The sequence below is a fragment of the Streptomyces sp. NPDC059785 genome (assembly GCF_042732375.1).
GTDB lineage: Bacteria > Actinomycetota > Actinomycetes > Streptomycetales > Streptomycetaceae > Streptomyces.
Window position 1 is genome coordinate 22,001 of sequence record NZ_JBHWHV010000037.1, and the last position, 22,568, is coordinate 44,568.

Annotated in this window: 24 protein-coding genes and 1 other RNA gene; 4 read left to right on the forward strand and 21 right to left on the reverse strand. The window is 66.6% G+C overall.

The window, feature by feature from the left end; translation table 11 throughout:
- Window positions 1-18 precede the first annotated feature (18 nt).
- The 4 genes from eda to ACFV6E_RS25915 all read right to left on the reverse strand — a co-directional run bounded on the left by eda (window position 19) and on the right by ACFV6E_RS25915 (window position 3,086).
- A complete protein-coding gene (gene eda, locus ACFV6E_RS25900; RefSeq protein ID WP_385166930.1) occupies window positions 19-690 on the reverse strand; it encodes a bifunctional 4-hydroxy-2-oxoglutarate aldolase/2-dehydro-3-deoxy-phosphogluconate aldolase in 672 nt (223 codons plus the stop codon).
- Window positions 691-784: 94 nt separating this feature from the next.
- Entirely contained in the window at window positions 785-1,585 is an 801-nt protein-coding gene (yaaA, locus tag ACFV6E_RS25905; RefSeq protein WP_385166931.1) for a peroxide stress protein YaaA, read from the reverse strand.
- A gap of 38 nt (window positions 1,586-1,623) precedes the next feature.
- Window positions 1,624-2,301 (reverse strand): hypothetical protein, encoded by a 678-nt coding sequence (locus tag ACFV6E_RS25910; protein WP_385166932.1) that lies wholly within the window; start codon window positions 2,299-2,301, stop codon window positions 1,624-1,626.
- Complete coding sequence (locus ACFV6E_RS25915; protein WP_385166934.1) at window positions 2,298-3,086, reverse strand: MerR family transcriptional regulator; 789 nt, start codon at window positions 3,084-3,086, stop codon at window positions 2,298-2,300. Before ACFV6E_RS25915 ends, ACFV6E_RS25910 begins: the two co-directional genes overlap by 4 nt.
- A gap of 174 nt (window positions 3,087-3,260) precedes the next feature.
- Here ACFV6E_RS25915 and ACFV6E_RS25920 point away from each other — a divergent pair, with 174 nt between their 5' ends.
- Window positions 3,261-3,842 (forward strand): Uma2 family endonuclease, encoded by a 582-nt coding sequence (locus ACFV6E_RS25920; RefSeq protein WP_385166936.1) that lies wholly within the window; start codon window positions 3,261-3,263, stop codon window positions 3,840-3,842.
- 29 nt (window positions 3,843-3,871) lie between these two features.
- Window positions 3,872-4,288, forward strand: an RNA gene (rnpB, locus tag ACFV6E_RS25925) — RNase P RNA component class A.
- Window positions 4,289-4,379: 91 nt separating this feature from the next.
- Here the strand turns inward: rnpB and ACFV6E_RS25930 are convergent.
- Complete coding sequence (locus ACFV6E_RS25930; RefSeq protein WP_385166937.1) at window positions 4,380-5,393, reverse strand: WD40/YVTN/BNR-like repeat-containing protein; 1,014 nt, start codon at window positions 5,391-5,393, stop codon at window positions 4,380-4,382.
- Window positions 5,394-5,525: 132 nt separating this feature from the next.
- On the opposite strand from ACFV6E_RS25930, the gene gltX (ACFV6E_RS25935) reads away from it, so the two are divergent.
- Window positions 5,526-6,944: a glutamate--tRNA ligase gene (gltX, locus tag ACFV6E_RS25935; protein WP_385166938.1), complete on the forward strand. Its 1,419-nt coding sequence runs from the start codon at window positions 5,526-5,528 to the stop codon at window positions 6,942-6,944.
- 83 nt (window positions 6,945-7,027) lie between these two features.
- Here gltX (ACFV6E_RS25935) and ACFV6E_RS25940 read toward each other — a convergent pair whose 3' ends face one another.
- From ACFV6E_RS25940 to ACFV6E_RS26015, 16 genes are all read right to left on the reverse strand, one after another.
- Window positions 7,028-7,414: a PPOX class F420-dependent oxidoreductase gene (locus ACFV6E_RS25940; RefSeq protein WP_385166940.1), complete on the reverse strand. Its 387-nt coding sequence runs from the start codon at window positions 7,412-7,414 to the stop codon at window positions 7,028-7,030.
- Window positions 7,411-7,692 (reverse strand): acyl carrier protein, encoded by a 282-nt coding sequence (locus tag ACFV6E_RS25945; protein ID WP_385166941.1) that lies wholly within the window; start codon window positions 7,690-7,692, stop codon window positions 7,411-7,413. Before ACFV6E_RS25945 ends, ACFV6E_RS25940 begins: the two co-directional genes overlap by 4 nt.
- A complete protein-coding gene (locus tag ACFV6E_RS25950; protein WP_385166943.1) occupies window positions 7,689-8,447 on the reverse strand; it encodes an AAC(3) family N-acetyltransferase in 759 nt (252 codons plus the stop codon). The genes ACFV6E_RS25945 and ACFV6E_RS25950 overlap by 4 nt, the downstream gene beginning before the upstream one ends.
- A complete protein-coding gene (locus ACFV6E_RS25955; protein ID WP_385166945.1) occupies window positions 8,437-9,642 on the reverse strand; it encodes an aminoacyl--tRNA ligase-related protein in 1,206 nt (401 codons plus the stop codon). Before ACFV6E_RS25955 ends, ACFV6E_RS25950 begins: the two co-directional genes overlap by 11 nt.
- A 33-nt stretch (window positions 9,643-9,675) precedes the next feature.
- The gene (locus ACFV6E_RS25960) at window positions 9,676-9,888 is read right to left on the reverse strand and encodes a ferredoxin (RefSeq protein ID WP_385166947.1); all 213 of its coding nucleotides are present in this window, start codon (window positions 9,886-9,888) and stop codon (window positions 9,676-9,678) included.
- Window positions 9,885-11,096, reverse strand: coding sequence for a cytochrome P450 (locus ACFV6E_RS25965; protein ID WP_385166949.1), 1,212 nt, complete (start codon window positions 11,094-11,096; stop codon window positions 9,885-9,887). Before ACFV6E_RS25965 ends, ACFV6E_RS25960 begins: the two co-directional genes overlap by 4 nt.
- Window positions 11,097-11,105: 9 nt before the next feature.
- Window positions 11,106-11,972: an FkbM family methyltransferase gene (locus tag ACFV6E_RS25970; protein WP_385166951.1), complete on the reverse strand. Its 867-nt coding sequence runs from the start codon at window positions 11,970-11,972 to the stop codon at window positions 11,106-11,108.
- Window positions 11,965-13,419 carry a glutamate--tRNA ligase gene (gene gltX, locus ACFV6E_RS25975; protein WP_385166953.1) on the reverse strand — a complete coding sequence of 485 codons (1,455 nt, stop codon included), beginning with the start codon at window positions 13,417-13,419 and terminating at the stop codon, window positions 11,965-11,967. The genes ACFV6E_RS25970 and gltX (ACFV6E_RS25975) overlap by 8 nt, the downstream gene beginning before the upstream one ends.
- Before the next feature lie 3 nt (window positions 13,420-13,422).
- Entirely contained in the window at window positions 13,423-14,523 is a 1,101-nt protein-coding gene (locus ACFV6E_RS25980) for a DapH/DapD/GlmU-related protein (RefSeq protein ID WP_385166955.1), read from the reverse strand.
- Complete coding sequence (locus tag ACFV6E_RS25985; RefSeq protein ID WP_385166956.1) at window positions 14,514-15,395, reverse strand: sugar phosphate isomerase/epimerase family protein; 882 nt, start codon at window positions 15,393-15,395, stop codon at window positions 14,514-14,516. Before ACFV6E_RS25985 ends, ACFV6E_RS25980 begins: the two co-directional genes overlap by 10 nt.
- A complete protein-coding gene (locus ACFV6E_RS25990) occupies window positions 15,392-16,015 on the reverse strand; it encodes a PIG-L deacetylase family protein (protein WP_385166988.1) in 624 nt (207 codons plus the stop codon). Before ACFV6E_RS25990 ends, ACFV6E_RS25985 begins: the two co-directional genes overlap by 4 nt.
- Window positions 16,012-17,262: a hypothetical protein gene (locus ACFV6E_RS25995; protein WP_385464940.1), complete on the reverse strand. Its 1,251-nt coding sequence runs from the start codon at window positions 17,260-17,262 to the stop codon at window positions 16,012-16,014. Before ACFV6E_RS25995 ends, ACFV6E_RS25990 begins: the two co-directional genes overlap by 4 nt.
- The gene (locus ACFV6E_RS26000; protein ID WP_385464943.1) at window positions 17,259-18,569 is read right to left on the reverse strand and encodes a nucleotide sugar dehydrogenase; all 1,311 of its coding nucleotides are present in this window, start codon (window positions 18,567-18,569) and stop codon (window positions 17,259-17,261) included. Before ACFV6E_RS26000 ends, ACFV6E_RS25995 begins: the two co-directional genes overlap by 4 nt.
- Window positions 18,570-18,698: 129 nt before the next feature.
- On the reverse strand, window positions 18,699-20,207 hold the full coding sequence (locus ACFV6E_RS26005; RefSeq protein ID WP_385166962.1) for a radical SAM protein: 1,509 nt from the start codon (window positions 20,205-20,207) through the stop codon (window positions 18,699-18,701).
- A 23-nt stretch (window positions 20,208-20,230) separates the two neighbouring features.
- Window positions 20,231-20,623 carry a cysteine dioxygenase gene (locus ACFV6E_RS26010; protein ID WP_385166964.1) on the reverse strand — a complete coding sequence of 131 codons (393 nt, stop codon included), beginning with the start codon at window positions 20,621-20,623 and terminating at the stop codon, window positions 20,231-20,233.
- Window positions 20,620-21,465, reverse strand: a complete 846-nt coding sequence (locus ACFV6E_RS26015) for a TauD/TfdA family dioxygenase (RefSeq protein ID WP_385166966.1) — start codon at window positions 21,463-21,465, stop codon at window positions 20,620-20,622. Before ACFV6E_RS26015 ends, ACFV6E_RS26010 begins: the two co-directional genes overlap by 4 nt.
- Window positions 21,466-21,657: 192 nt before the next feature.
- On the opposite strand from ACFV6E_RS26015, the gene ACFV6E_RS26020 reads away from it, so the two are divergent.
- Complete coding sequence (locus ACFV6E_RS26020) at window positions 21,658-22,536, forward strand: PaaX family transcriptional regulator C-terminal domain-containing protein (protein ID WP_385464946.1); 879 nt, start codon at window positions 21,658-21,660, stop codon at window positions 22,534-22,536.
- The last annotated feature ends 32 nt before the right edge of the window (window positions 22,537-22,568 follow it).

Sequence of the window (22,568 nt, forward strand, 5' to 3'; positions counted from 1 at the left end):
TCCCGTGGCCCGACCGGCTCACCGGCGGAGCGCCGCCGCCTCCCGGGCCAGCGACTCCACCCGCGCCCAGTCGCGGCCGGCCACCGCGTCGGCCGGCAGCATCCAACTCCCGCCCACACAGCCGACGTTGGGCAGTGCGAGGTAGTCCGGCGCGGACGCGGGCCCGATCCCGCCCGTCGGGCAGAACCGGGCCTGCGGGAGCGGCCCGGCGAGGGACTTCAGATACGCCGTGCCGCCCGCCGCCTCGGCAGGGAAGAACTTCATCTCGCGCACCCCGCGCTCCAGCAGCGCGACGACCTCCGACGTGGTGGACACCCCCGGCAGGAACGGCACCCCGGACGCCCGCATCGCGTCGAGCAGCACGTCCGTCCAGCCGGGGCTGACCAGGAAGCGGGCGCCCGCGGCGACGGACTCGGCGACCTGGGCGGGGGAGAGGACGGTACCCGCGCCGACCACCGCGTCCGGCACCTTCTCCGCGATCGCACGGATCGCGGCCGGCGCGGCGGCCGTCCGCAGCGTCACCTCGATCGCGGGCAGCCCGCCGGCGACGAGCGCCCGCGCGAGCGGTACGGCGTCGGCGGCGTCGTCGATGACGACGACGGGGACGACGGGCGCGAGATCGAGCACGGAGACGGCGTGCGCGTGCGCCGGAGACGAAGCAGGAGGTGTCGAGGGCAGCGGCGAGGTCATGGCCTCATCCTGCCCACGGCGGACAGCATGCGCAAAGCCCATTGCGCATGCTGCAATGAGGTCGTTGATCCGTCGGATTCACCGGGTCGATGAATCAGTGAATCTCGGAGACCACCACGTCGAGATTCCATGTCCGGCCGGCCTTCTCGGGGGCCGCCGCCTCCACCACGTACCCCAGCTCCCGCAGCGCCTCGACCAGCTCGGCCGGATCCTCCGGCGCGGCACCCGAGGTGAGCAGGCTCCGCACGATCCGGCCCTTGGTGGCCTTGTTGAAGTGGCTGACGACGGAACGCTTCTCGACCCCGTCGACGAGCTGCGAGTGCAGCACCCGTACCGTCGCGGTCCGCGCGGCGACCTCGCCCTTCGGCTTCCAGGCGGCGGTGTAGGCGGAGGACCGCAGGTCGAGTACGAGCCCCGTACCGGCGGCCTCGGGCATGGCCGCCGCCATCGGGGTCCGCCAGTACGCGCCCAGCGCCCCGAGCCCCGGCAGCTTCACCCCCATCGAGCAGCGGTACGACGGGATCCGGTCGGTCACCCGGACCACGCCCCACAGCCCCGAGAAGACGAGCAGCGAACGCCCGGCGCGGCGCTTGGCGGCGGCGTCCAGGGAGGCCAGGTCGAGCGCGTCGTACAGCACGCCGGTGTAGATCTCCCCGGCGGGACGGGTGCCCGCGGTCAGCAGCTCCGCGTTCTTGGCGACCTCGCCGCGCAGGCCCTCGCTCAGACCGAGGACGTCGCGCGCCTTCTCCTCGTCACCGGCGCACAGGGCGACCAGCTCCTCGACGGCCGCGCGCCGCGCGTCGCGCAGCGCGGGCAGTGGCAGGGAGTCCAGGTCGAGGGCGGCTCCGCGGCCGGACGGTGCCTTTCCCTCGGAAGGCGGCAGCAGGACGAGCACGGTTCGGTTCTCCTCACGACGAATGGCCCCGCGCCAGCCTAAGGGGTGCGAGTGAGCCCGGAATCGGTGGCCGCATCGGTGGCCGTATTGGCGGAGGCACCGGTGGCCGCACCGTTGGCTGCCGCCCTGACCGCCCGTACGAGGGCGTCGGGATCGTCGGCGTGGAACCGGATGACGCGTACGTCGCGGGGGCGGCCCAGGAAGGAGAGGTGCCGCACGGGCCGGTCGAGTTCAAGGGTGACGGTGGTCTGAGCGTTGACGACGAGGGAGAGCTCGCCGTTGCGCGGCTCGTGGGCGCTGCGCAGCTCGCGGCGGACGGCGACGACGGAGTCCAGCGGTATGCGCAGGTCGACGTGGCCGGCCCGGCGGATCCGCAGTGTCGAGTCCGACAGGACGTGCGGGCGGGTCACGGAGGCGGCGTGGATGCCGACGATCATGAGCAGCGTGTAGACGTCGAGGGCGAGGACCACCCGGTGCACGGCGGGATGGTTGCGCAGCAGTACCGCCATGCAGGCGCTCTCCAGCGCGCACACGAATCCGAAGCCGAACATCACCGCGCCCTGCCCCCGGGCGTACCCGAAGCCCTGCCCGCCCCGGACCCCGTGCGTACGCCGGGCCACCCACAGCCCGATACTCGCGAGCAGCCGCAACTCGTGCCCCATGAGCCGCACCACGGTACGCACCGGTCCTGGCGTTTTCTTCGAAAGGGCCGTCATCGGGTGCGCTCCACGAGCAGCTCGATGGTGCGGCTGACGGCGGCGGCCTGGGCGGGCGAGAAGTCGTCGAGGAGGGCGCGCAGGAAGCTGCCCTCGCCGCCCGGGTCCGAGCCCCCCGGTCCCTCGGGATCCATCCGGGCGATGCCCATCCCTTCCAGCGCCTCGTCCGGCAGACAGCCGGCGAGGACCTGGGCGGCCTCCTCCACGCGAGGGTCGCCGGGGTCGGCGTCGGCCAGCGCGTCGAGCAGCGCGTACGCCTGGTGCGCACGCTCCGGGGCGCCGGGCACGTCCGCGGCGGCCCGCAGCGCGGCCAGCATCCGCTCCCGCTCCTCCGGAGCCGCGGCCGTCTCCATCAGGGCGATCACCTCGCGGTCCTTGGCGGCCATCGCGGAACCGGGATACGCGGGCAGCTCACCGAAGACGGCGGCGAGTTCCGGCGACACCGGGCCCTCGGGCGGCAGCTCACCGGCGTCCAGCAGGGTGCGCAGCCGCCGCCGCCGCTCCCGGATCGCCGCCTCCTGCCGGGCCAGGTCCTCGTCCAGCTCCGCGAGCACCTCGGCGAGGTCCCGCCCGGCGTCGTCCGCGAGCACGTCCCGCACCTCGGTGAGCCCGAGCCCCAGCTCGGTCAGCCGCCGGATCCGGGCCAGTACGACGGCGTGCCGCAGCCCGTAGACGCGGTAGCCGTTGGGCCGCCGCGCGGGTTCGGGCAGCAGCCCGAGATGGTGGTAGTGCCGGACGGTCCGCGTGGTGACGCCGACGGCCGCGGCCAGCTCTCCGATCCGCATACGACCAGTAGAAACGTTGACGCTGCGGCAGGGTCAAGCGGTGGCGCGGCACGTCGGGCAAGCTCTGACAACGGCCTGGGCCATGTGCCACGATCGAAGGAACGAATCCCTACCTCACGGACAGGTGATCTCCCGATGTCCCAGTCTGGCGAGCGACAGAAGGAGGGGCGTGACATGACTGCCATGGCCCACGAGCCGCTCACTGCGCAGGAAGACGTCCTGCTGGAGGGCTTCCTTGCCCTGGACACCCCGGAGGGTTTCCGGGCGGAGCTGATCGAGGGGGAGATCGTTGTGACGCCGCCGCCGGACGGGGATCACGAGGGATACATTAATTTGATCATGAAGCAGATGGTCAGGCGGTCCCGGACCGACATGGACTTCTCCGGGAACAAAGGCCTGCAACTGCGAAGTGGTGGGGCCTGCTCCAAGAACTACGCGATCCCGGACGGCACGTTCGCCCCCACGGAACTGGGGCTCTACTGGGGAGCCGATCCCTGGATGCCCTGCGAGGGCGTCGCCATGGTCGTGGAGGTCACCTCCACCAAACCCCAGGCGGACCGCGAGACCAAACGCCGCTGCTACGCCCGCGGTGGCATCCCCTTGTACCTCCTCGTAGACCGCGAGTCCTCGTCGATCACGTTGTTCAGCGACCCGGAGAAGGACGACTACCGCCAGCACTGCACCCTGCCCTTCGGCAAGCCGCTCGTCCTCCCCGAACCCTTCGCCTTCGACCTGGACACGTCGGAGTTCATCTGATCGCCCGGTACCATGGTCGGCACGGCAGACGAGCCGGGCGGACGGCCGCGTGAGGATCTTCGGACCCTCCCGAGGAACGTCCGGGCTCCACAGGGCAGGGTGGTGGCTAACGGCCACCCGGGGTGACCCGCGGGACAGTGCCACAGAAAACAAACCGCCGGGAACCGTATCCGCAAGGATCACGGCTCCCGGTAAGGGTGAAACGGTGGTGTAAGAGACCACCAGCGCCTGAGGTGACTCAGGCGGCTAGGTAAACCCCACCCGGAGCAAGGTCAAAAGGAGCGCTGTAAAAGGTGCTCTGCGCGGACGACCGAGGGCTGCCCGCCCGAGTCCGCGGGTAGACCGCACGAGGCCGGCGGCAACGCCGGCCCTAGATGGATGGCCGTCTCCCCGGCCGCCGCGAGGCGCCCGGGCGACAGAACCCGGCGTACAGCCCGACTCGTCTGCCGCTGCCCGCGGCCTGCCGGCGACCTGAGACAGGACCTCCGGCCCGCGACGGCGGCCCTGTGTCCCGGACGGTGTCAGGTGACCCGAAGCTCATGTTCGCGGCGACACCAGTCTGGCGACCCGGCCGTGTTCGCCGGCGGCCCAGCACGAGTTGTCCGTCCCCGTGCTCACGGTGTCCAGGCCGGTGGTGTCGAACGGCACCCAGGTCAGTCCACCGTCGAAGGACGCATCACTGCCGGAAGGGCCCACCGCTATGAACTCGCGCCCCGTCCACCTGGCGCCCGAGCGGTAGGCGGCCGGCGGCTGCTCCTCGCAGAGCCGCCAGGTCGCTCCGGCATCGCGGGTGACGGCCAGCAGTTGTCCCGGACGGTTCTGGTCGGTGTAGTCCCCGCCCACCGCGATGCCTTCGGTGGCGTTGCGGAACGCGAGGGCGAAAATGCCGGCGTCCCGCACGGTACGTACAGGGGTGTTCGCCACGGTCCAGGTGCGCCCGAGATCGCCGGAGCGGAAGACCCTGGCGCGTTCGGCGCTGCCCGTGGCGAACCAGTACTTCCCGTCGCGTGCGACCAGGCAGGTGCCGCTGGCCGCGAAAGCCGCTTCGCCCTCGAGCGCCGGGGGCATACCTGACGGATCGACCACCGACCAGTTTCGCCCGCCGTCCGAGGTGCCGAGAACCCGGAATCTCCCGTCCACGGGGTCTGCGACGGCGAGACCGGTCAGCCGGTCGTGGAACGTCATGCAGTCGTAGAACGCGTGGGGGTCGGTGTTGCGGAAGGTCTCGGTCCAGTGCTCGCCTCCATCCGTGGTGACCAGGATCCGGGCGGCGTCCGAGGCGCCGAACGACATCACCACCGCGTAATCGGCGTCGAACGCCTGGATGCTACGGAACTGGAGACCGTCAGCGCCTTTCGGACCGACGAGTCGCCATGTACGTCCATGGTCGACAGTGCGCAGCACCGTCCCGTGTGCTCCCGCCGCCCAGGCAATGCGGGCGTCGACGGCATGAAGGCTGCGGAGGCGGGAGTCCACACCTGTCGGCAGGAGGTCCCATGCGAGGCTGCGGGTCGGGCTCGGCACGGCCCGCGCCTCGGGGTCGCTTGTCATGCCCGGGACCGTACTGCAGGTGCGGAGCGAACCCAAGATCCCGGCCGAGGGGTCTCGGGCGGTCCTGCCGGCCCCCCTCTGCGGACATTTCCGGCGGCGAAGCGCCGCGAACGCTGGAGGTAGACTCGGGGCGTGATTGACTCTGCCGTGCGCGTCCGTTTTGCGCCTTCACCCACCGGAATGTTCCACGTCGGGAACGCTCGTTCGCTGCTGCTGAACTGGATTGTGGCGCGACAGTCCGGCGGCGTCATGGTGCTCCGTATCGAGGACACCGACGCCGCTCGTAGCCGACCCGAGTGGACCCAGGGCATTCTCGACGCCATGGCGTGGCTCGGTGTCGGGCCGGACGAATACGAGGGCCCGCTGTTCCAGTCCGAGTACGCCCATCACCATCAGGTGGCCATCGACAAGCTCCTCGCCGAGGGCAAGGCGTACTACTGCGACTGCACTCGCGACGACGTCATCGCACGGCACGCGGCGAGCAATGTCGACCAGCGGCTCGGATACGACGGCTACTGCAGGGACCGTGGTCTGGAGCGCGCGGAGGGCCGGGCCGTCCGTTTCCGCACCCCGGACGAGGGGGTCACGACCGTTACGGACGTGGTTCGCGGAAAGCCCGAGTTCGACAACGCGCTCATGGAAGACTTCGTGATCGCTCGCGGTGACGGCTCGTCGGTCTTCCTTCTCGCCAACGTGGTGGACGACATGACGATGGGCATCAACCTCGTCATCCGGGCCGAAGAGCACCTCTCGAACACCCCGAAGCAGCAGCTGCTGTGGGAGGCGCTCGGGAAGACCCCGCCTACCTGGGCCCACGCCCCGATTCTCGTCAATGAGAAGCGGCAGAAGCTCTCCAAGCGGCGTGATCGAGTGGCCCTGGAGGACTTCCGCGACGAGGGTTACCTGTCCGAAGCCATGCGCAATTACCTCATGCTCCTGGGGTGGGCGCCGTCGGACAACCGGGAGATCGTCCCGTGGTCCGTCTTCGAGGAGGAGTTCCGCCTGGAAGACGTCAACCCCGCCCCCGCCTTCTTCGACGTGAAGAAGCTGAGGGCCTTCAACGGCGAGTACATGCGGGCCCTGTCCGTGCCGGAGTTCATCGAGGCGTGCCGCCCCTGGCTGACAGGAGGGAACGTTCCCTGGGAGCCTTCCGCCTACGACGAGACGGCCTTCGCCAAGGTGGCCGAGCTGGCGCAGACTCGGCTCACCCTGCTCAGCGAAATCGTCGAGTACGTCGACTTCCTCTTCCTGGACAAGCCCGTGTTCGACGAGAAATCGTGGAACAAGGCGATGAAGGAAGGCGCGGCCGATGTACTGCGGGCCACGATCTCGGCCTACGAGAACGCCGAATGGCAGGCAGACGCCTTGAAGGCCGCTCTTGAGCAGGTCGGTGCCGAGCGTGGCCTGAAGCTGGGCAAGGTACAGGCTCCCGTCCGTGTAGCCGTCACGGGCAGGACCGTCGGTCTGCCGCTCTTCGAATCACTTGAGGTCCTGGGACGTGATCGCGCGCTGGCGCGGCTGGCGGCCGCGTTGGAGCAGCTCGACGGCTGACCCGTCCGCAGGGCGAAGAACGCAGGGCGTGCTGCCGGTCGACGTTTCCGTTGGCCGACAGCACGCCTCGTCGCAACCGCTGATCAGTCGTCACCCGGCTCCAGGGCACTGAGCCTGACCGTGACGCGCTCGCCGACATCAGCCGGTTCCACCCACGACGTGCCTTTGTAGTGCTGGCTCAGCCGCTCGATCGTCTCTGCGGCGCCCTCGGACGTGATGCTGGTGATGCCGCGGACCCTGACGCTGCTGTAGGGGTCTCCCGCGGGATGGACGACGAGCGCGGCCACGGGATTGTGCTCGATATTGCGGTATTTGGGGCGTCCCTTGGTGGTGGACATCAGCACATCGCTGCCGGACATCTCGGCCCACACCACGAACTGCTGCGGCTTGCCGTCCGGCCGTACCGTCGCAAGGACCGCGACGTTCGGTCCGTCGAGTACCTGGCTGAGCTGCTCCAGTATCTCCTTCATGAATCTCCTCCTGTATCGGTATGTGTCACGCTGCCGGTGCGTTCGCGTTCCCCCAGATATTCGGCCATGGCCCTGACCGTCGTGAGGTCGTGCACAAGCCGTGGCGAGAGGTCGAAACCGAACCGCTGCGACAGGGCAAGAAGAATGCCCAGGTGCTGCAGCGAAGACCAACTGCCGGCCGACAGACCGGAATCGGCGGTGATATCAGCCTGCTGCCTGCCGAGAGTCGCGGCCACGATCTCTCGGACGGATTCCGTAAGGCCGTCGGACGTGTTCATAGCACCATCGCGTCCTTGTTCCTCGCGAACCACGGATCGAGGACCTTCACGAAATTCTGCAGGGAGAACGCGGCGATCCGGGTCAGCCCGATGGACTCTTCGAAGACCACACCGCTGCTCTCGAGGACTTCGCCGACCACCCCCGCGTGCAGTTCCACCCCTGGGCGACGTACATGGCAGCGCCAACTGCGTTCCATGCATTCGCCGTCGACGACCACATCCCCGGTAAAACGCTGCCACGACCGGTACGGGACGTCGTGTCGCTCCTCGAGCCAGTGCACGTGGGCCACACCGTCATGGAAGCTGCAGCCGATGAGCAGCACGGTCGCATCGATGTCGATGAGGTGGTCGAAGACCGATCTGGGGCCGAACGCTGTGGGCGAGGTGATCCGGGCGATGGCATCGGCCGCTCGTCCCTGCACGCATACCGGATTGTACGGAGGGTCCCAGGTCCGACGGGTGCCGGGAGCTTGTCGAAATGCCTCGGAGAGAATTCCGGACTTCGAGGGAGTCAGCTCCCGGTCGAAGAACCCGGCGTAACGGAACCCCGGGTGGAAACTCGGCATGACGAGGGTACCGTCGGCACCCACCGCGGCACGCAACGCCGTCGTCACCGTTTCGACGGGGCTGTCGAGCAGCGCGAATCCGGCGAGTGACGAGGCGACGTAGACGGTGTCCCCCGTCCGTACACCCACCTTGCGGAACGTGGTCAGTATCTGGTCGCTGGTGATGGACGCGAGCGCCTCACTGGTCACGAGAGTCCTCCATCATCCTGCGCAGCTCGGCCGGCCACCGGTACGGGTCCAGGCCATGTTGGGAGAAGACCGTGTAGGCCCAGCGTTCGAGTCCGAACCCCATGCAACAGCTGTGAGCGAACTCTCCGTTCGCGGTACGGATCCGCCATGCGCGTCCGAAGTGGTCACCGTGGTAATTGATCGATCCGATCGCCACCTCGGATCCGTCGAAAGGCAGAACGGCCACGTATTCGTGTTTGACCTTGAACGCCAACTGGTACATGCGCATCCTGGCGAAGGTGTCCATGAAGAACGGGTCGGATGCCGTGCGGATCTCACCGAGAGTCAGAAGCTCTTCCAGCAGGCGGGCGGCGTTCTTCACCAACCCGTCCCGAGTTCTGAGCACCTCCTCCTCCGAGCCCACGTACACCAACTCCCGTACGGTGAACTCCCGGAGCCGGCGAAGTCCCTCTGTGGCACCACTTTCGTACCGGTAGCAAGGTGCCTGGCCAGTGACCACTACGGGTTCTTCGAGCGTGGTTCCGGCGAGGACGGGATAGAAGGGCTGGCAGACCGCAGACGTCAGCACGGCCTCGGGACTGGCGCTGCTGTTCGGCACGGTCCGCAGGTCCAGGATTCCCTCGGGCTTGGATCCGTCGCACACAGCTTCCAGCCGACCGGGGGTGGAAAGGCCCTCCTGGAGGTGGAAGACGTAGTTCGAGGTTGCCGCGCCTCCGGGGAGGGTTCCGGCGGTCAGCAGAGTCGCGGGGGAGACCAGCGAGGGCAGGCGGACAGCGGAGGCGCCGAGGGCCAGCATGCGGCGGCGCAGGACGCGGTCGAGGGCTTCGATCGCATCGGCCATGACCCCGCTGTACGCGAATGCTCCCGGTGTCTCCTGCCGTACCCAGCGCCGGTCCACCAAGTCGGGAAAGGGATCGGTGAGGGCCGGCTTCTCCAGGGTGACATTGCTGCTTGCCACCATTTCAGTGGAGAAATCCGAGGCCCCGGCCACCATGTCGGCCGCGGCCCGCCGTAGCGCTGTTTCCAGCTCCGCCGCGGGAAGCGCACCCTGGTATGTCACGGTGACTTCGGGTGGAACGGAGCCGGTGATGCTGACATGGGTGATGTCCGGAGCCACCCAGTACAGGTGTTTGCGAAGTGCCTCTCGCACATCCGCCGGGACAGGATCCAGAAGCCGGAAGTGGACGGTGGTCACCAGAGTGCACTCCCTGCGAGGTGAGTCATGTCCTCAGGCCTCCAGCCTGAGAGCCTGGACCGGGCACATCTGAACCGCCGCGTGCAGGTCGTCGGAGGACGCGTCGGGCACGTGGTCGGCATGGATGCGTACCCGGCCGTCGGAATCCTGCTGCTCGAAGACTGCGGGCACGAGCAGGGCGCACTGCCCTGAGCCGATACAGCGCCGCCTGTCCGCCGCCAGGTGCATCGCACGCACCGCCTTCACCAGGAGACGGGTAGACGATGGACGCCGTACAGGCCTCCGTCATGCTTGAACGGTACGTCGGAGAGGGGAACCGCCAGACGCAGAGCGGGGATTCGGCGAAGCAGCGTGCCCAGGGCTGTCTGGAGCTCCAGCCGGGCCAGCGGGTGACCGAGACAATGGTGTATGCCATGGCCGAAAGCCAGATGCCAGCGTGCGTCTCTGCTGATGTCGAGTGTTTGCGGGTCCTCGAAAACGTCGTCGTCCTGATTGGCTGACGCAAGTGACGTGATCACGCCCTCGCCGGCCTTGATGGTCTGCCCACCGACCTCGATGTCACTGAGCACAGCACGGGTCGGAGCGATGTGGACGATCGTCTGGTGCCGCAGAAGTTCCTCGACGGCGTTCTTGACGGCCTGTGCTGAGGGATCACGGGTGAGTTCGGCCATTTGCTCGGGCGCCTGCAGAAGAGCGAGAACGCTGAGCGACAACATGTTGGCGGTGGTTTCGTAGCCGTTGACAAGGAGCAGACGGGCCATGTCGACAAGAGCCTCGTGCGTGAGAGATCCGCTGAGCACGTGGCGGACAGCCAGTCTGCTGAGCAAGTCGTCCTGCGGATGGCGGGTCTTTCGGGCCACCAACTCATGGAGGTAGCTCAGTATCTCCTCATTGGCGCTGCGGACCGTCGCCGGCGAGGCGCCCAGATCCATGCGGGTGGCCGTGCGGCTCTCGAAAAAAGCGTGGTCTTCGTACGGGACCCCGAGAATGGCGCAGATGACTTGGGAGGGGACGGGCAGTGCGAATGCAGTGACCAGGTCCACCGGCCGGGGACCGGCCAGCATGGAACTGATCACGTTGTCGACGATGTGCTGAACGAGCGGGCTCATTCGGCTGATCGCCCGTACGGTGAATTCACCGCTCAGCATGTTCCGGAAGACGTCGTGCTGTGGTGGATCAAGGTGGTTGAAGGAGCCGGCCCGGTCGGGTGCCTCGGAACGTCCTTTGCTCAAAGACGGGTATCCCGGGCTGTGCGGGTCGGCACTGACCCGGGGATCGCCGAGTACCTTTCGCACGTCGGAGTTGCGGGTGACCAGCCAGGCGTGTTGTCCGTTCCACAGGGTGACGGGGCAGACAGGGCGATGGTGGCGCAACTCGTCGAGGGCCGGAGGGGGAGCCAGGGGATGGGTCCGCCTCATGGGATAGGACGGAGCGTCCGTGAACAGTTCAGTCATGAGCTGCTGTCACCTCTTGCCTGTCGCGGCCAACTGCTGGGCGAGCCGAACCTCGTTGGCGTGGACTGCGACGAAGTTGCCGCCGCGGAACGTCTCTGCCGTCAATTCGTAGGGACGGAAGTCGACTCCGTCCGGAAAGAGCCTTCCGACGGAGAAGCCGGCCTCCTCCAGCAGGCGGTACATGTCGGCCAGCAGGCAGCGGGCGACTACGTTGGCGAGCCCGTATTCGAACTGGACGACTCTCACTCTCTCCTCGCGCAGCGTCTGGGAGAACCCCTCAAGGACCCGTCCTTCGGTTCCTTCGACATCCACCTTGAGCAGGTCCACCCTGTCGATTCTGTTGTTTTCCATGTACTCGTCTCCGGTCATCACGTCGGCCTGGCGTCGCTCGGCGGGGGAGCTGTGCGGGATACGGAGTATGGACGTGAGTGCGGTCTCTTCCGGATAGAAGTCGTAGGAGACGGTTCCTCGCTCACGGTCCAGTCCGCGGGGGGCGACAGTGAAGCGGCCGTCGAGCTTGGCGACGTGCCTCTCCAGGAGGACTCTGTTCTCGGCGTCGAGTTCGAAGCAATGCACATGGGGCCTGCACAACGTGCGTGCTGCGGTGGCCGCCCATCCGCCGATGTTCGCACCGACGTCGAAGACCGTGGAGACATCGGCATGTCGTAGCTGCCGGAGCATCTCCATCTCTCCGTCGGTCGTGATGTCGAACTGGACATTCTGTGTGGCGTCGATCCACGCGTGCGCCGCTCTGGTGATGAGTCGGGCACCGATGGTGTTCCGTCGGCGTGCCAGCAGATTCGCCGCCCGGCTGTAACGCCATTTCCGGCTGCTGAACTGCGGAACGGTACGCTGCCGAAATGTCGCGTCAAACATGGTCGTCCTCCCTCGTACCGCAAGGGGACTGCTCGGCCAGGAGCCTTGAGACGTCAGCGACCCTACGCGCGGCCTCTTCGACTCCGATCAGTTCGATCATTGCGTAGATGTCCGGATTGGATTGGGAGGAGAAGAGAGCGAACCGTAGTGCACGGAGCAGTGATCCAAGAGGTACCCCGTGATCGCGGCAGAAGCTCTCGATCGTGTGCCTTATGCCGGCATCCGTCGCGTCGTCGAGCGATCCGAGAGCGGTGACCACGGACAGGAGAGCCTCGTTGTGCGGCTTCACTTGCAGTAGGTCTTCGGGTGTCGGCCGGGCGGGCAGATAAGCCCTGCTGAACTGATCCGCGAGGTCTTCGAGCGTCGCCGCATGATGGCGGAGCAGCCGGGCCGCCCGCTGCCGGGACTTCGTGCTGGAATCCGGCACCGCCGTCGTGTCCAGGAACGGGCGGACATCCTCTGCCAGTTGCGAGACGGGGCGTCGCCGGATGTGCTGCGCGCCGAGCCACCGCAGCCGGGCAGGATCAGCGCCACCGCACGACGGTCGTAGCTGATCCAGGCGGAACGAGGTGGTCATGTCGCGGAGAGAGAACAACTCCTGGTCCGCGTGCTGCCGCCATCCCATCATTCCGGCGAAGTTGACCACTGCATCGGGCAGGAACCCGGCGTCTTTGAGGTGCCGTACAGCAGTCCCGTAGATTCCGCCGGACAGGGGCGGCACATGAACGAACTGAGGAGGATCCCATCCGAACCACTCGTAGAGGAGGAGGTGCTTGGGTGTATTGACGAGCCACACGTCGGCGCGTATCACATGAGTGATGTCCATCAGATGGTCGTCCACTACAGACGAGAAGTGATAGGTGGGCATTCCATCACTCTTGATGAGTATCTGGTCGTCCAGCGTGGACAGCCGGATATTGATCGTGCCGCGTAACGCATCGTGCACCGCGAGATCGCTATCGTGATTCTCGCGTGGCACACGCATGCGCACGACATGCTTCTCGCCCCCGTCCACCCGCTTCCAGGATTGCTCGGGGGAGAGGCGGAAGCATCGTCCGTCATAGCGAGAAGGGCGGTGGGCGGTGCGCTCCTTCGCACGGATCTCCTCAAGCTGCTTCGCGGAACAGAAGCAGAAGTACGCCCTGCCGGCCTTCACCAGCCGATGTGCGTGAGCCCGGTAGACGGATGCTCGTTCCGACTGGATGTAGGGACCGTGGTTGCCGCCCTTCTCCCCTCCTTCGTGGTATTGGATTCCAGTCCAGTCGAGCATCGCGTAGAGGTCGTCCAGCAGCCGTGCGTCGAGACGGGTGCGGTCCGTGTCCTCGATACGGATGATGAATGCGCCGCTGTTGGCCTCGGCGAACGCGTAGTTGAACAGGGCGAGGCGGAGCGCGCCGACAGAGAGCGGTCGCTTCAGGCTCGGTCCGACCCTGACGCGCACTGACATTGCTCAGTCCTCCAGACCGGATGCTGTCAAACCTTCGTAACTCAACAGGCTTCGCCGGTAACCGGCGTAGCGGAAGCGAATGCCATAGGAGAAAAGATGATTCCGGAGTGCTTCGGACAGGTCACTCCGTTCGCCCGAGAGCACGCGTTTCTCGAAGTCGAACCAGCAGGTTCGTACGGTTTCCGGCTGTCGCGACACGAGCGAGAGAACCTGGTCCTCGTTCAGGTCCAGGTCGCATACGGCGTTCGGAGCGCGCAGTCGGTAGTGGCCGGCGCCGTCTGCCCCGGGATGAGCGTCCGGCCACCGCTCGCGGACGAAGGCTTGCACGGCCTGTATCCGCAGGCGCGCCGGTGAGGAAGGTCTGTCCTGGATACGTATGAGGCGAGACGGTGCACCGCCGACCAGACCTCTTTCGGGGACGTCGTGTGTCACGACCGATCCGCCGGCAACCGTCCCGCCGTCCGCGATCGTGACCCCGGGAGACACAATGGATCTGCTGTAGACCGCTACATTGGCGCCGAGAGCGACCGGACCCCGAGTAGACATGAAGCCGTCGTCCACCGGCTGCCAGTGAGCGTGAGTCGCGATCGTGCAGTCCATGCCGACAGCCGTGTCGTCCCCGAGTGTGACCGCCTCGGCCGTGTTGATGTGCGTATTGCGGCCGATGTGGCAGCGATCACCGGCCTGGAAGCAGCCCTCTCCTTTACGCCATCCGCCCCCGCCGATCTCCGCTCGACGGTTCACCCAGAACTCGCTCCCGGTGCTGAAACTCCCGGCTTTCAGTACTGCCTCGCGGCTGACTTTCGAATGGTCTCCCAGCCGCAGATGCGTGAGACTCCACAGCGTCGCCTGTGGGAACACAACGCAGTTGTATCCGAGGTGAACCATCTGTCCTTGAATGCGGCAGCCGTCTCCGATGTAGGTATCCGACTCGATGACGAGCCGTTCAGCTTTCAGCCGTACGTCCTGGCCTATGCGCACGTTGTCGCCGATCTCGATGTGCTGGGCCTCGATGCGGCAGCCGGGGCCGACGGTCACCCCATGACCGATGTTCGCGCCCCGAATCCGAAGAGCAAGAGTCGTGAGACCGCTGGTCAGCCCCATGTCAGCTCCTTGCCGAGATCGCGCGCCCAGTTCAGCGCTTCCATGGCGGACAGGGGGTTCAGGGCTTCCGAGACGTATTCCAATACGAGATAGTCGGGTTGGGCGACCGATGCCAGGGTGCCCAGCAGCCTAGGCAGGTCGATCCACTCGTCACCGCGTTGGCGATCCGGGTGCGGGATATCGTGCGCACCGGCATGAGCGCCTTCCCGGCGGGTGTTGTAAAGGTGGACGGAGGACACGAACTCACCGGTCCGTGCCACGAAGTCGTAAAGGTCGGTCGAATGGATCGATGTGTGGGCGTGGCCCACGTCGAGACACATGCGCAGGCCCGGGTAGGTCTCGAACAGTGCGCGATAGTCAGCCGCTGAGCCGAAGTCGGGGTGATAGCTGAGGTTCTCCACGAACATCGGCACGCCATAGCGTTCCTGCAACTTCGCCAGTCTTTCGCCCTCTCTGAGAATCACCTCGCTTGTGAGCGGGCGTTCCGTGCCAGGAGACGGGGGCGCCGGCCGCGGGCGGGGGTGGGGAGTCGGGAAATGGACCACGACGTACGCGGCAGAGCTGTCGAAGGCTGTCTGCAAGGTGCGCTCCACCAGGAGGAGAGCCTGTTCCCGCCCTTGTTCACTGGGGCCCGTGACCTCGAACTCCGTCAGCCGGCCGTCGTAGGGGACGGGGCAGTGCAGGCCGACGGGCACAGGTGAGCTCTTGATGCAGGCCGCCGCGCGGGTCCATTCGCCGTGTCCGCACCGGCACAGCTCGATACTGTCCGGCCCGAGGGCGGTCAGTGCGCCGAGATCGGTGGTCAGCCCGGCCGCAGTGGTGGACAGTCCGACCTTGGGTCGCCTCCGACCTGCTTCTTCCGTGCCGTTCAACGACTCTCCAGGCGTTGTATGACGCACGAGAACGCCTCCGCGAAGTCGCAGCCGATGCGCTCGCCGTGGTACTGGCCCCGGCTGCGCAGGTGATGCTCGTACGTGGGCCCGGCCGTCTGCGACGCGTGACAGGCCACTGCTTGCAGCTTCTGCCGGAAGTGACGTGACACATCGACGTAGGTGTTCACGGGGAAGGCGGTCAGGGAAGGCGCGTACTGATTCGACTGCTCGGCCATGTACAGATCGGCGGAGCTGTTACGGAGAGCCGATACGGTCGCTCGTGCCACCAGTGCGTGATCGTGATGCGTGTCGCCGCTCCAGTGGGTAAAGACCCTGTCCGGCTCAAGCTCTTTCACGAACGCATCGAATCGCCTGACGAGCGCGTACGTGGGTAAGTCTTCGACCTGCCAAGTGCCTGGATGTTCGAGCACGTGCGCCTTGGTGCCGAGGACTGCTGCGCCTGCGTCCACTTCGGCCAGCCGGCGGTCTCGGTGGTTCGGGACGGAGGACACGACGACGTGGACCTCCCAGCCCGCTGCCACGAGCGTGGCCAGGGTCCCTCCCATAGCGATCTCGGCGTCGTCGGGATGCGCGGTGAAGGCGATGGCGACCGGCGTCATCGCCACTCGCCGATCATCTTCGGAAGAACCGCCCCGGCCCCCAGAGCTGTCTCGACCATGGTCTTCAGCCAGTTGCCGTAGGCATAGAACGAAGGGTATTCATCGAGGGTGTAGTGAGCGGACTCGGCGGTGCTGGCTCGTGAGATACGCCAGTCCGTCAGCCCTCGGACGTCGTGCCGTCCTTCTCCGCCGTTGACGGTGATGTCCATGAGCGAACGCAGGGCTGCGGTGACTCCTGCGACGACGTGGCCCCGGTGATGCGCATTCTCGTTGAAGAAGATGCCCTTCGCGCCGAGATCATCCGCCAGGCCGGCGGCGGTGTACTGACCGTTCTGGGTGTACACCTTCTTCGCCACCCGTGCTTTCTTCGCCGCGTGGTGGGCGTACATGGCCTTTCGGATCGCGCTGTAATGCCCGACGCCCGCCTCCGGATCCGGGACGAAGCGGCGATGGAATGCCACGAATATGCCGAAATCCTCTTTGCCGAGCAGGCCTGGGCGGTCGAGGTTGGTGCCGCGGGGGCACATCAGAGTCGCGTGATCGGAGGGATGGCGCGGGTCCTCCGCGGCGTGTGCCATGACAAGCTCGATGAGTGCCATGGGCGTTTCGTGCTGGTCCAACTCGGCCAGTGTGAGCTGTCGCAGATATGTGTCGAGGCTGTCGCCGTGGGACTCGGCGATGCGTGGATGACGTTCGGCCAGCGCCTTGGCGAGGTCGGGGGCCAGTTGTGTGAAGGTGAGCGTGGCGCGGGGGAGCAGCAGTTCTCTTCGGTGCCACGAACGGCCGTCGATCTCCAGGACGCGCATGAAGTGCTGGTCGACGGTGGCTCGCATGACCGGGAGCTGGTCCGCTATCTCCCAGGTGAGCAGGTCGTCGGTGGCCTGCTGAGGTTCCTCACCGAATTCCGCCAGCCGCGCCCGGTACCCACGATGCATGTCGCGCAACTGTGCGTCGACGGCAGTCAGGTCGGCCGTGATCCCCACCTGCTCCGCACGAATGTGCGCACGCCCCATGGCGAAAAAGGCGCAGACGAGCCTCACCTCGTCGTCGGACCAGTCGCTCACGGGCTGTGTCCTGAGTTTGCCGATCCGCTCGGCCACGACCGGCATGGAAAGGGTCTCGCCGCCGAGCGTGATGGACAGATAACGGCGGTCGATCGCCGTGACCTTGGCGGTCGCCGTGAGGATCTCATCGAGCGGGGTCCGGGTGAGGAACGCGCGGGCGTGCTCGGTCAGGTCGGTCGTCATGACCGCACCGCCCCATTGAAGTAGCCGGCTCCACCGACTTCCGCGTAGTGGAGGCGTCCGGGGAACGTCCGGTGAGCCCAGGCCCCGAGATTGTCGACGATGCAGGTCCCGTCGCCGAGGAGTTCCAGCAGGCTGTCGTGGTCGATGTCCCGATAGGGAGCGTGAGGGGTCACGAGGATGACGCTGTCGCACGCGGCCAGGCCGTCGGGGAAGGCGAGCGGTTCGCAGCCGGTGATGCGGGTGATCTCCGCGGGAGAGTAGAGCGGGTCGTGAATCCGGACCTCGGCCCCCTGGTCGGTGAGCTCTTGAGCCAGGCGGACTCCGGGCGAGCGTGTGTGGATCTTCATCTCGGGTGCGTAGGCGATGCCGAGGATCGCGACCTTGCCGAGTGGCCCGTGCTGGCGCAGGGCTGTTCTGATCTCCGCGAACAACTTGTCCTCAGCGGCGTCGAGTTGTTCGGCGAATCCGTTTACTCCTGGCTCGGCGGCCAGATAGTCCTTGGCGAGCGGTACGCAATAACCGCCGATGCCCAGGGAAGGGTGGTACTGCTCCATGTTCCATTTGGTGGCGGCCATGCGGAGCACGGCTGCCATGTCGTACTTGGGGAGCATGGTGCCGAGTTCGTTCGCGATGAGGATGCTGCGATAACGGAAGTAGTTCTCGACGATCTTCACGAGCGCGGCGTGCTTGGCATCCGGGGCCTCGACGAGTTCACCGCAGATCGGTTGGTACAGCTCCTTCATGAGGGCCGTCGCCTCCGGGCTGTCACCGCCGATGACCTTGGGGATCGAGGCCATGTTGCGGCCCTCTTCGGTGAGCCAGTCACGGCGTGGTGAGGCCCCGAGATGGTAGTCGGTTCCGTGTGCCAGACCCGCGTCGGCAAAGGCTGGATGGACCACGGAGTCGATCCATTCCGGGGCGATGGTCGACTCGATGACGACATGAAGCGGCCGGGCCCGCGCCTCCCGGGCGATGCGTCCGGCAACGTCGGCCAGTGTGCCGCCGTCCACTTCCCCCTGAGCTTCGGTGGGGATGCACAGGATGTGCACCGAGTACTGCTCGCCGAGCACATCCGTCGCGTCGGCCGTGGCACGGAGCCGGCCACTGCGTGTCTCCTCGGCATAGCTCTCCGGCAGCCGCGGAAGGTGCGAGAAGGGAATCTCTCCGCGGTTGAGCCGGTCGACGCGTTCCTCGTCGATGTCCACGACCATGCATCGGCGCCCCGTACGGGCCAGCTCGCCGGCGAGTGTGTATCCGATGAGGCCCAAGCCCCAGATGGCTATGTCGTGACCGCGCAGTTGAGCCATTGCACTCCTTGATAATGGAACAGAGCTGGAGGTCAGCAGAGAGCAGGGGGCTGGCCCGCGTTCGCCCAGCCCCCTGAGCGTCATCTCTGCTTGCGCGTTTCGAGTGCTGCTCCCGCCCGGGAGCCCCCGCTACTCCGCGTGGTGCTGCTGGGAGCGCAGGTGCAGGTCATCCAGACGGTCGAGCAGGGAGGGGTCGTGCTCGAAGATGGTGTCGAGCAGCCACATCGAGATCTTCGCCAGGTGGCGGTCGATCTCGCACTTGAAACCGTCCGGGCCGCCGAACAGGTCGCCGTAGAGGATCTCGCCGTCGTGGAAGCACGATCCGCCGCATACATAGCGGATGTCACAGCGGGCGCAGACGTTGGCGTTCTGCACACCGGCTGTGGAGTCGACCTGCTCGAAGAAGGGGGTCCCGTCGAGCTGCTTGTGCAGGTGGGCGGGCACGCCAGGCGCCTTGGGCTTCTCCTCCTCGCCGAGGAGCTTGAGCGCCCTGACTCCCGGCATACCGGTGAGTTTGGAGACCTCGGGGCCCGACGGCACCGAGGCCGACGTCGGATCGCCCTGTTCCCGCCGGCGAATGCCCAGCGGAACGTCCACCGTCTTGCGGTTCACCGAGCCGATGCGCTGCGTGCCGTCCGTCGTGAAGCGGTGGCACAGGTTGACGTTCCCGTCCACGTCGACGTTCACGTAAGCGGTGCCGGCTCCGCAGCGGTTGTGCCGCTTCTCCAGGTTCCGGAAGTTCCCGAAGTACTTGTAGAAGTCGGCGAGATACCACACGTCGCCCCGCAGGAGCTGCGCGCGGTATGTCTCGGCCAGCCGGTCGTAGGCGGCGATGAGCTGTGCGAGCTTCTCCTCTTTGGCCACTGCGATCTCGGGCACCGAGGTACCGACCAGGGCGTAGCGGATGAGCTGTACACCGAGACTGCGGAAAAGCTCCGCGTATTCGTCGACGTCCAGATTGCTCGCCGTGAGCGTGGCGTTGATCATCGTGTTGGGATCGACGTCCAGGAACTTCCCGATGTTGCGTACCACGGCGTCATAGGTGCCTCTGCCGTTGCGGAAGACCCTGAAAGTGTTGTGGGCGGCCCGGGTGCCGTCCATGCTGATGGACACCGTCATCCGGTGGTCCTTCAGCAGTTGCCTGATCTCCGCGTTGAAGAGCGTCCCGTTGGTGTTGATGCTCATGTAGACGCGTTTTCCGGTGCGGCTCGCCTTCTCCTGCGCGTATTCCGCCGCCTTGCGGATGATGGGGACGTTCATCAGCGGCTCGCCGCCGAGGAAGCGCAGGTAGACCTCGGGCTTCTCCCCGGCCTGCTGGAACAGCCAGTCCACCGACTTCCGTGCGGCGGCCTCGTCCATCAGCTTCCGTGCCCGGCCGCCGTACAGACCCTGCTTGGCGAAGCAGTAGGGACACGCCATGTTGCAATCGTGAGCCACGTTCAGCGTGATGAAGCTGATCCCGCCTTTGGGTAGCTCCCGGGGGGCGGTCCGGGGGCGGGCGGCTTCTTCGAAGTGACGGACGAGTCGTTCGTTCGAACGTCCCACAGGGGAGAACCGGAGCGTGTTGGGCTCATACGTGTAACGCTGGCCCTGATACGAGAACTCGCGCAGATCGACGGGCTGGGTGAGCACGGTCATGGCGGGACTCCTAGCCGGAACGGTCAGTCGTTGCTGGACGCGTGGTCTATGTACGGAGCCGACACTCCTCCCTGCATGGGCGGCGCGTAGACGTGGAAGGTGACGGCGCGTCCGGGCCCGTCGTTACGCATCCGGTGGTGAGCCCCCTGCGGGGTGACGAGGGTTTCGGACGGCCCGAGGACACGTTCCTGCCCTTCGCTCTCGGCAGTGATGTGACCCTCGACGACCAGGACGACGGACTCCGAGGTGCCGTGGTCGTGGTAGGAGCTCTGCTGCCCTTCCTCCCAGCCGACGAGAATCACGTCGCACTGTTCGGAGGTGTAGAGGCGCTGTACGGCGCGCCCTTCCTCGGCGAACCACAGCATGTCCTTAAGGTTCGCCTGCGTGAGCGGGAACCGGTCAGTGCCTGGCTTCATCCTTCGCCTTCCCGGGGAGGAGTCATCTCGTTTCCCATACAGATCTCCGTCACCCTGCCGGAGTCGAGACATTCCATGCGGGCGTGCATGATGCGCCAGTTGGAGAAGACGAGGATGTCGCCGCGTTCGAGACGCATGCGCTCAGCGAGGTCGTCCTGTCCGTGGCACTGCCTCAAGAATTCGTCGAAGAGTTTCTCCTCATCGTCCGAGAGTTCGAGATGGGTGCCCTTCGTGGCGCCGTGGCGGTCGAAGATCCGGCACGGGACGTTCACGTCGTCCGGCGTGGCCAAGGCTGCCCGGACCGGTGTACCGGCCGGAGTCAGGCCGTCGTTGTAGTGGCGGTCTTCCATGCTCAGAGGCCGCTGCTCGGCGAGAACGTCCACTATGTCGCCGCGGCCGAGTTCGCGCAGCCGACCGATGATGTCGTCGATGTGCAGGATCAGGTTGTCACCGCCGCCGGAATCGGGGACGGCACACCGGATGACGGTGAATTCCGGGGGGCGGAGGTACCGGGACATGTCCGTGTGGAAGTCGAGGACGCGTTGCCGGTAGGCGGTGTATTCGGGCTGCTGCAGGGAGCCGTCGATGACGCAACGCCAGACCCCGGTGCGATAGGAGCGGTGATCCCGCCATACGGACATCCAAGGCAGTGCCGTCTGCACGGCAGGCAAGGTGTCGTTCTCGTGGACCGCCGCGGCCTTGATCAGTACTGCCCTGTGTCTGAGCTCTGCAGCGGTGACGGGGTGGGCTTGCAGATGAGTCGAATCGTGTACGACCCGGAGCCTGCTCTCTGTCGCTGCCGACTGCGAGGGGCCCGGCTTCGCATGGCCGTCTGCGTCCATAGTGCTCCATCCCATTGCTGTGATCGATCGCGCACTATCCGGAGGGGATCGTACAGCGATCCAGAAGGAAGTGATCAGGTCTCGCAAGATTTTGTACGGTCGTCCACAGTCCAAACATGGATAACTTGCTGCTTTTGGCATGTAAAGTGCTGGCCCGCTGACGCTGTCGTGGGTCGCCGTACGCTGGCCCGTGTGACCGACACGCAGGCGCGCCCCGTGGGGCCGCGGGTGCCTCAACACCGGCCCCAGTCCCTGGTTCTCGCCTTCTTCGGCAACCACGTGCTCGACGCCGGCCACCGTTGTGTGTACTCCGGGAGCATCATCGATGTGCTCGGGCGGGCCGGGGTCGGGGAGCAGGCTGTGCGGTCCACGTTGAGTCGGATGGTGAAGCGGGGGCTGCTGCTGCGGCAGCGGCAGGGGCGGAGAGTGTACTTCGGGCTGACCGCGCAGGCCAGGCGGGTGCTTGCCGAGGGGCGGCGGCGGATCTGGGACGAGGACGCCGTCAACGCGGACTGGGACGGGACCTGGACGCTGCTCGGGTTCTCGTTGCCCGAGGCCTGGCAGCGGCAGCGGCACTCGCTGCGCTCGCGGCTGCTCTGGTCCGGGTTCGGGCCGCTCTACAGCGGGCTGTGGATCGCCCCGGGTGAGATCGAGGTCGGCGGCATCCTCGCCGGCCTCGGGCTCACCGGGCACGCCAAGGTCTTCCACGCCCGCGCGGCCGACGCCACCGACATCGCGGCCATGGTGCGGGAGAGCTGGGATCTGGACGGTATCGCCGCGCGGTATACCGGGTTCGGGCAGCGGTGGGGTGCCTGTGCCGGCCGAGGGGAGGGGGCCGGCGATGCGATCGTGGTCCGGCTGCGGCTCGTTACCGAGTGGCTCGATGTCATACGTACCGATCCCCGGCTGCCTCTCCGGCATCTTCCCGGCGACTGGCCCGCCCGGTCCGCCCAAGGCGTGTTCCGCGCCGTCGCGGACGTCACCGCCGGACCCGCTCGGCGGATGGCCGAGAGCCTGGTGGACACCGTGCCCGAACCGGCCGCCGCCGCCGCCCCATGCCAGGAGTACTGACAGTGCGAAGGTGGGCCGGTACATTACCGCCG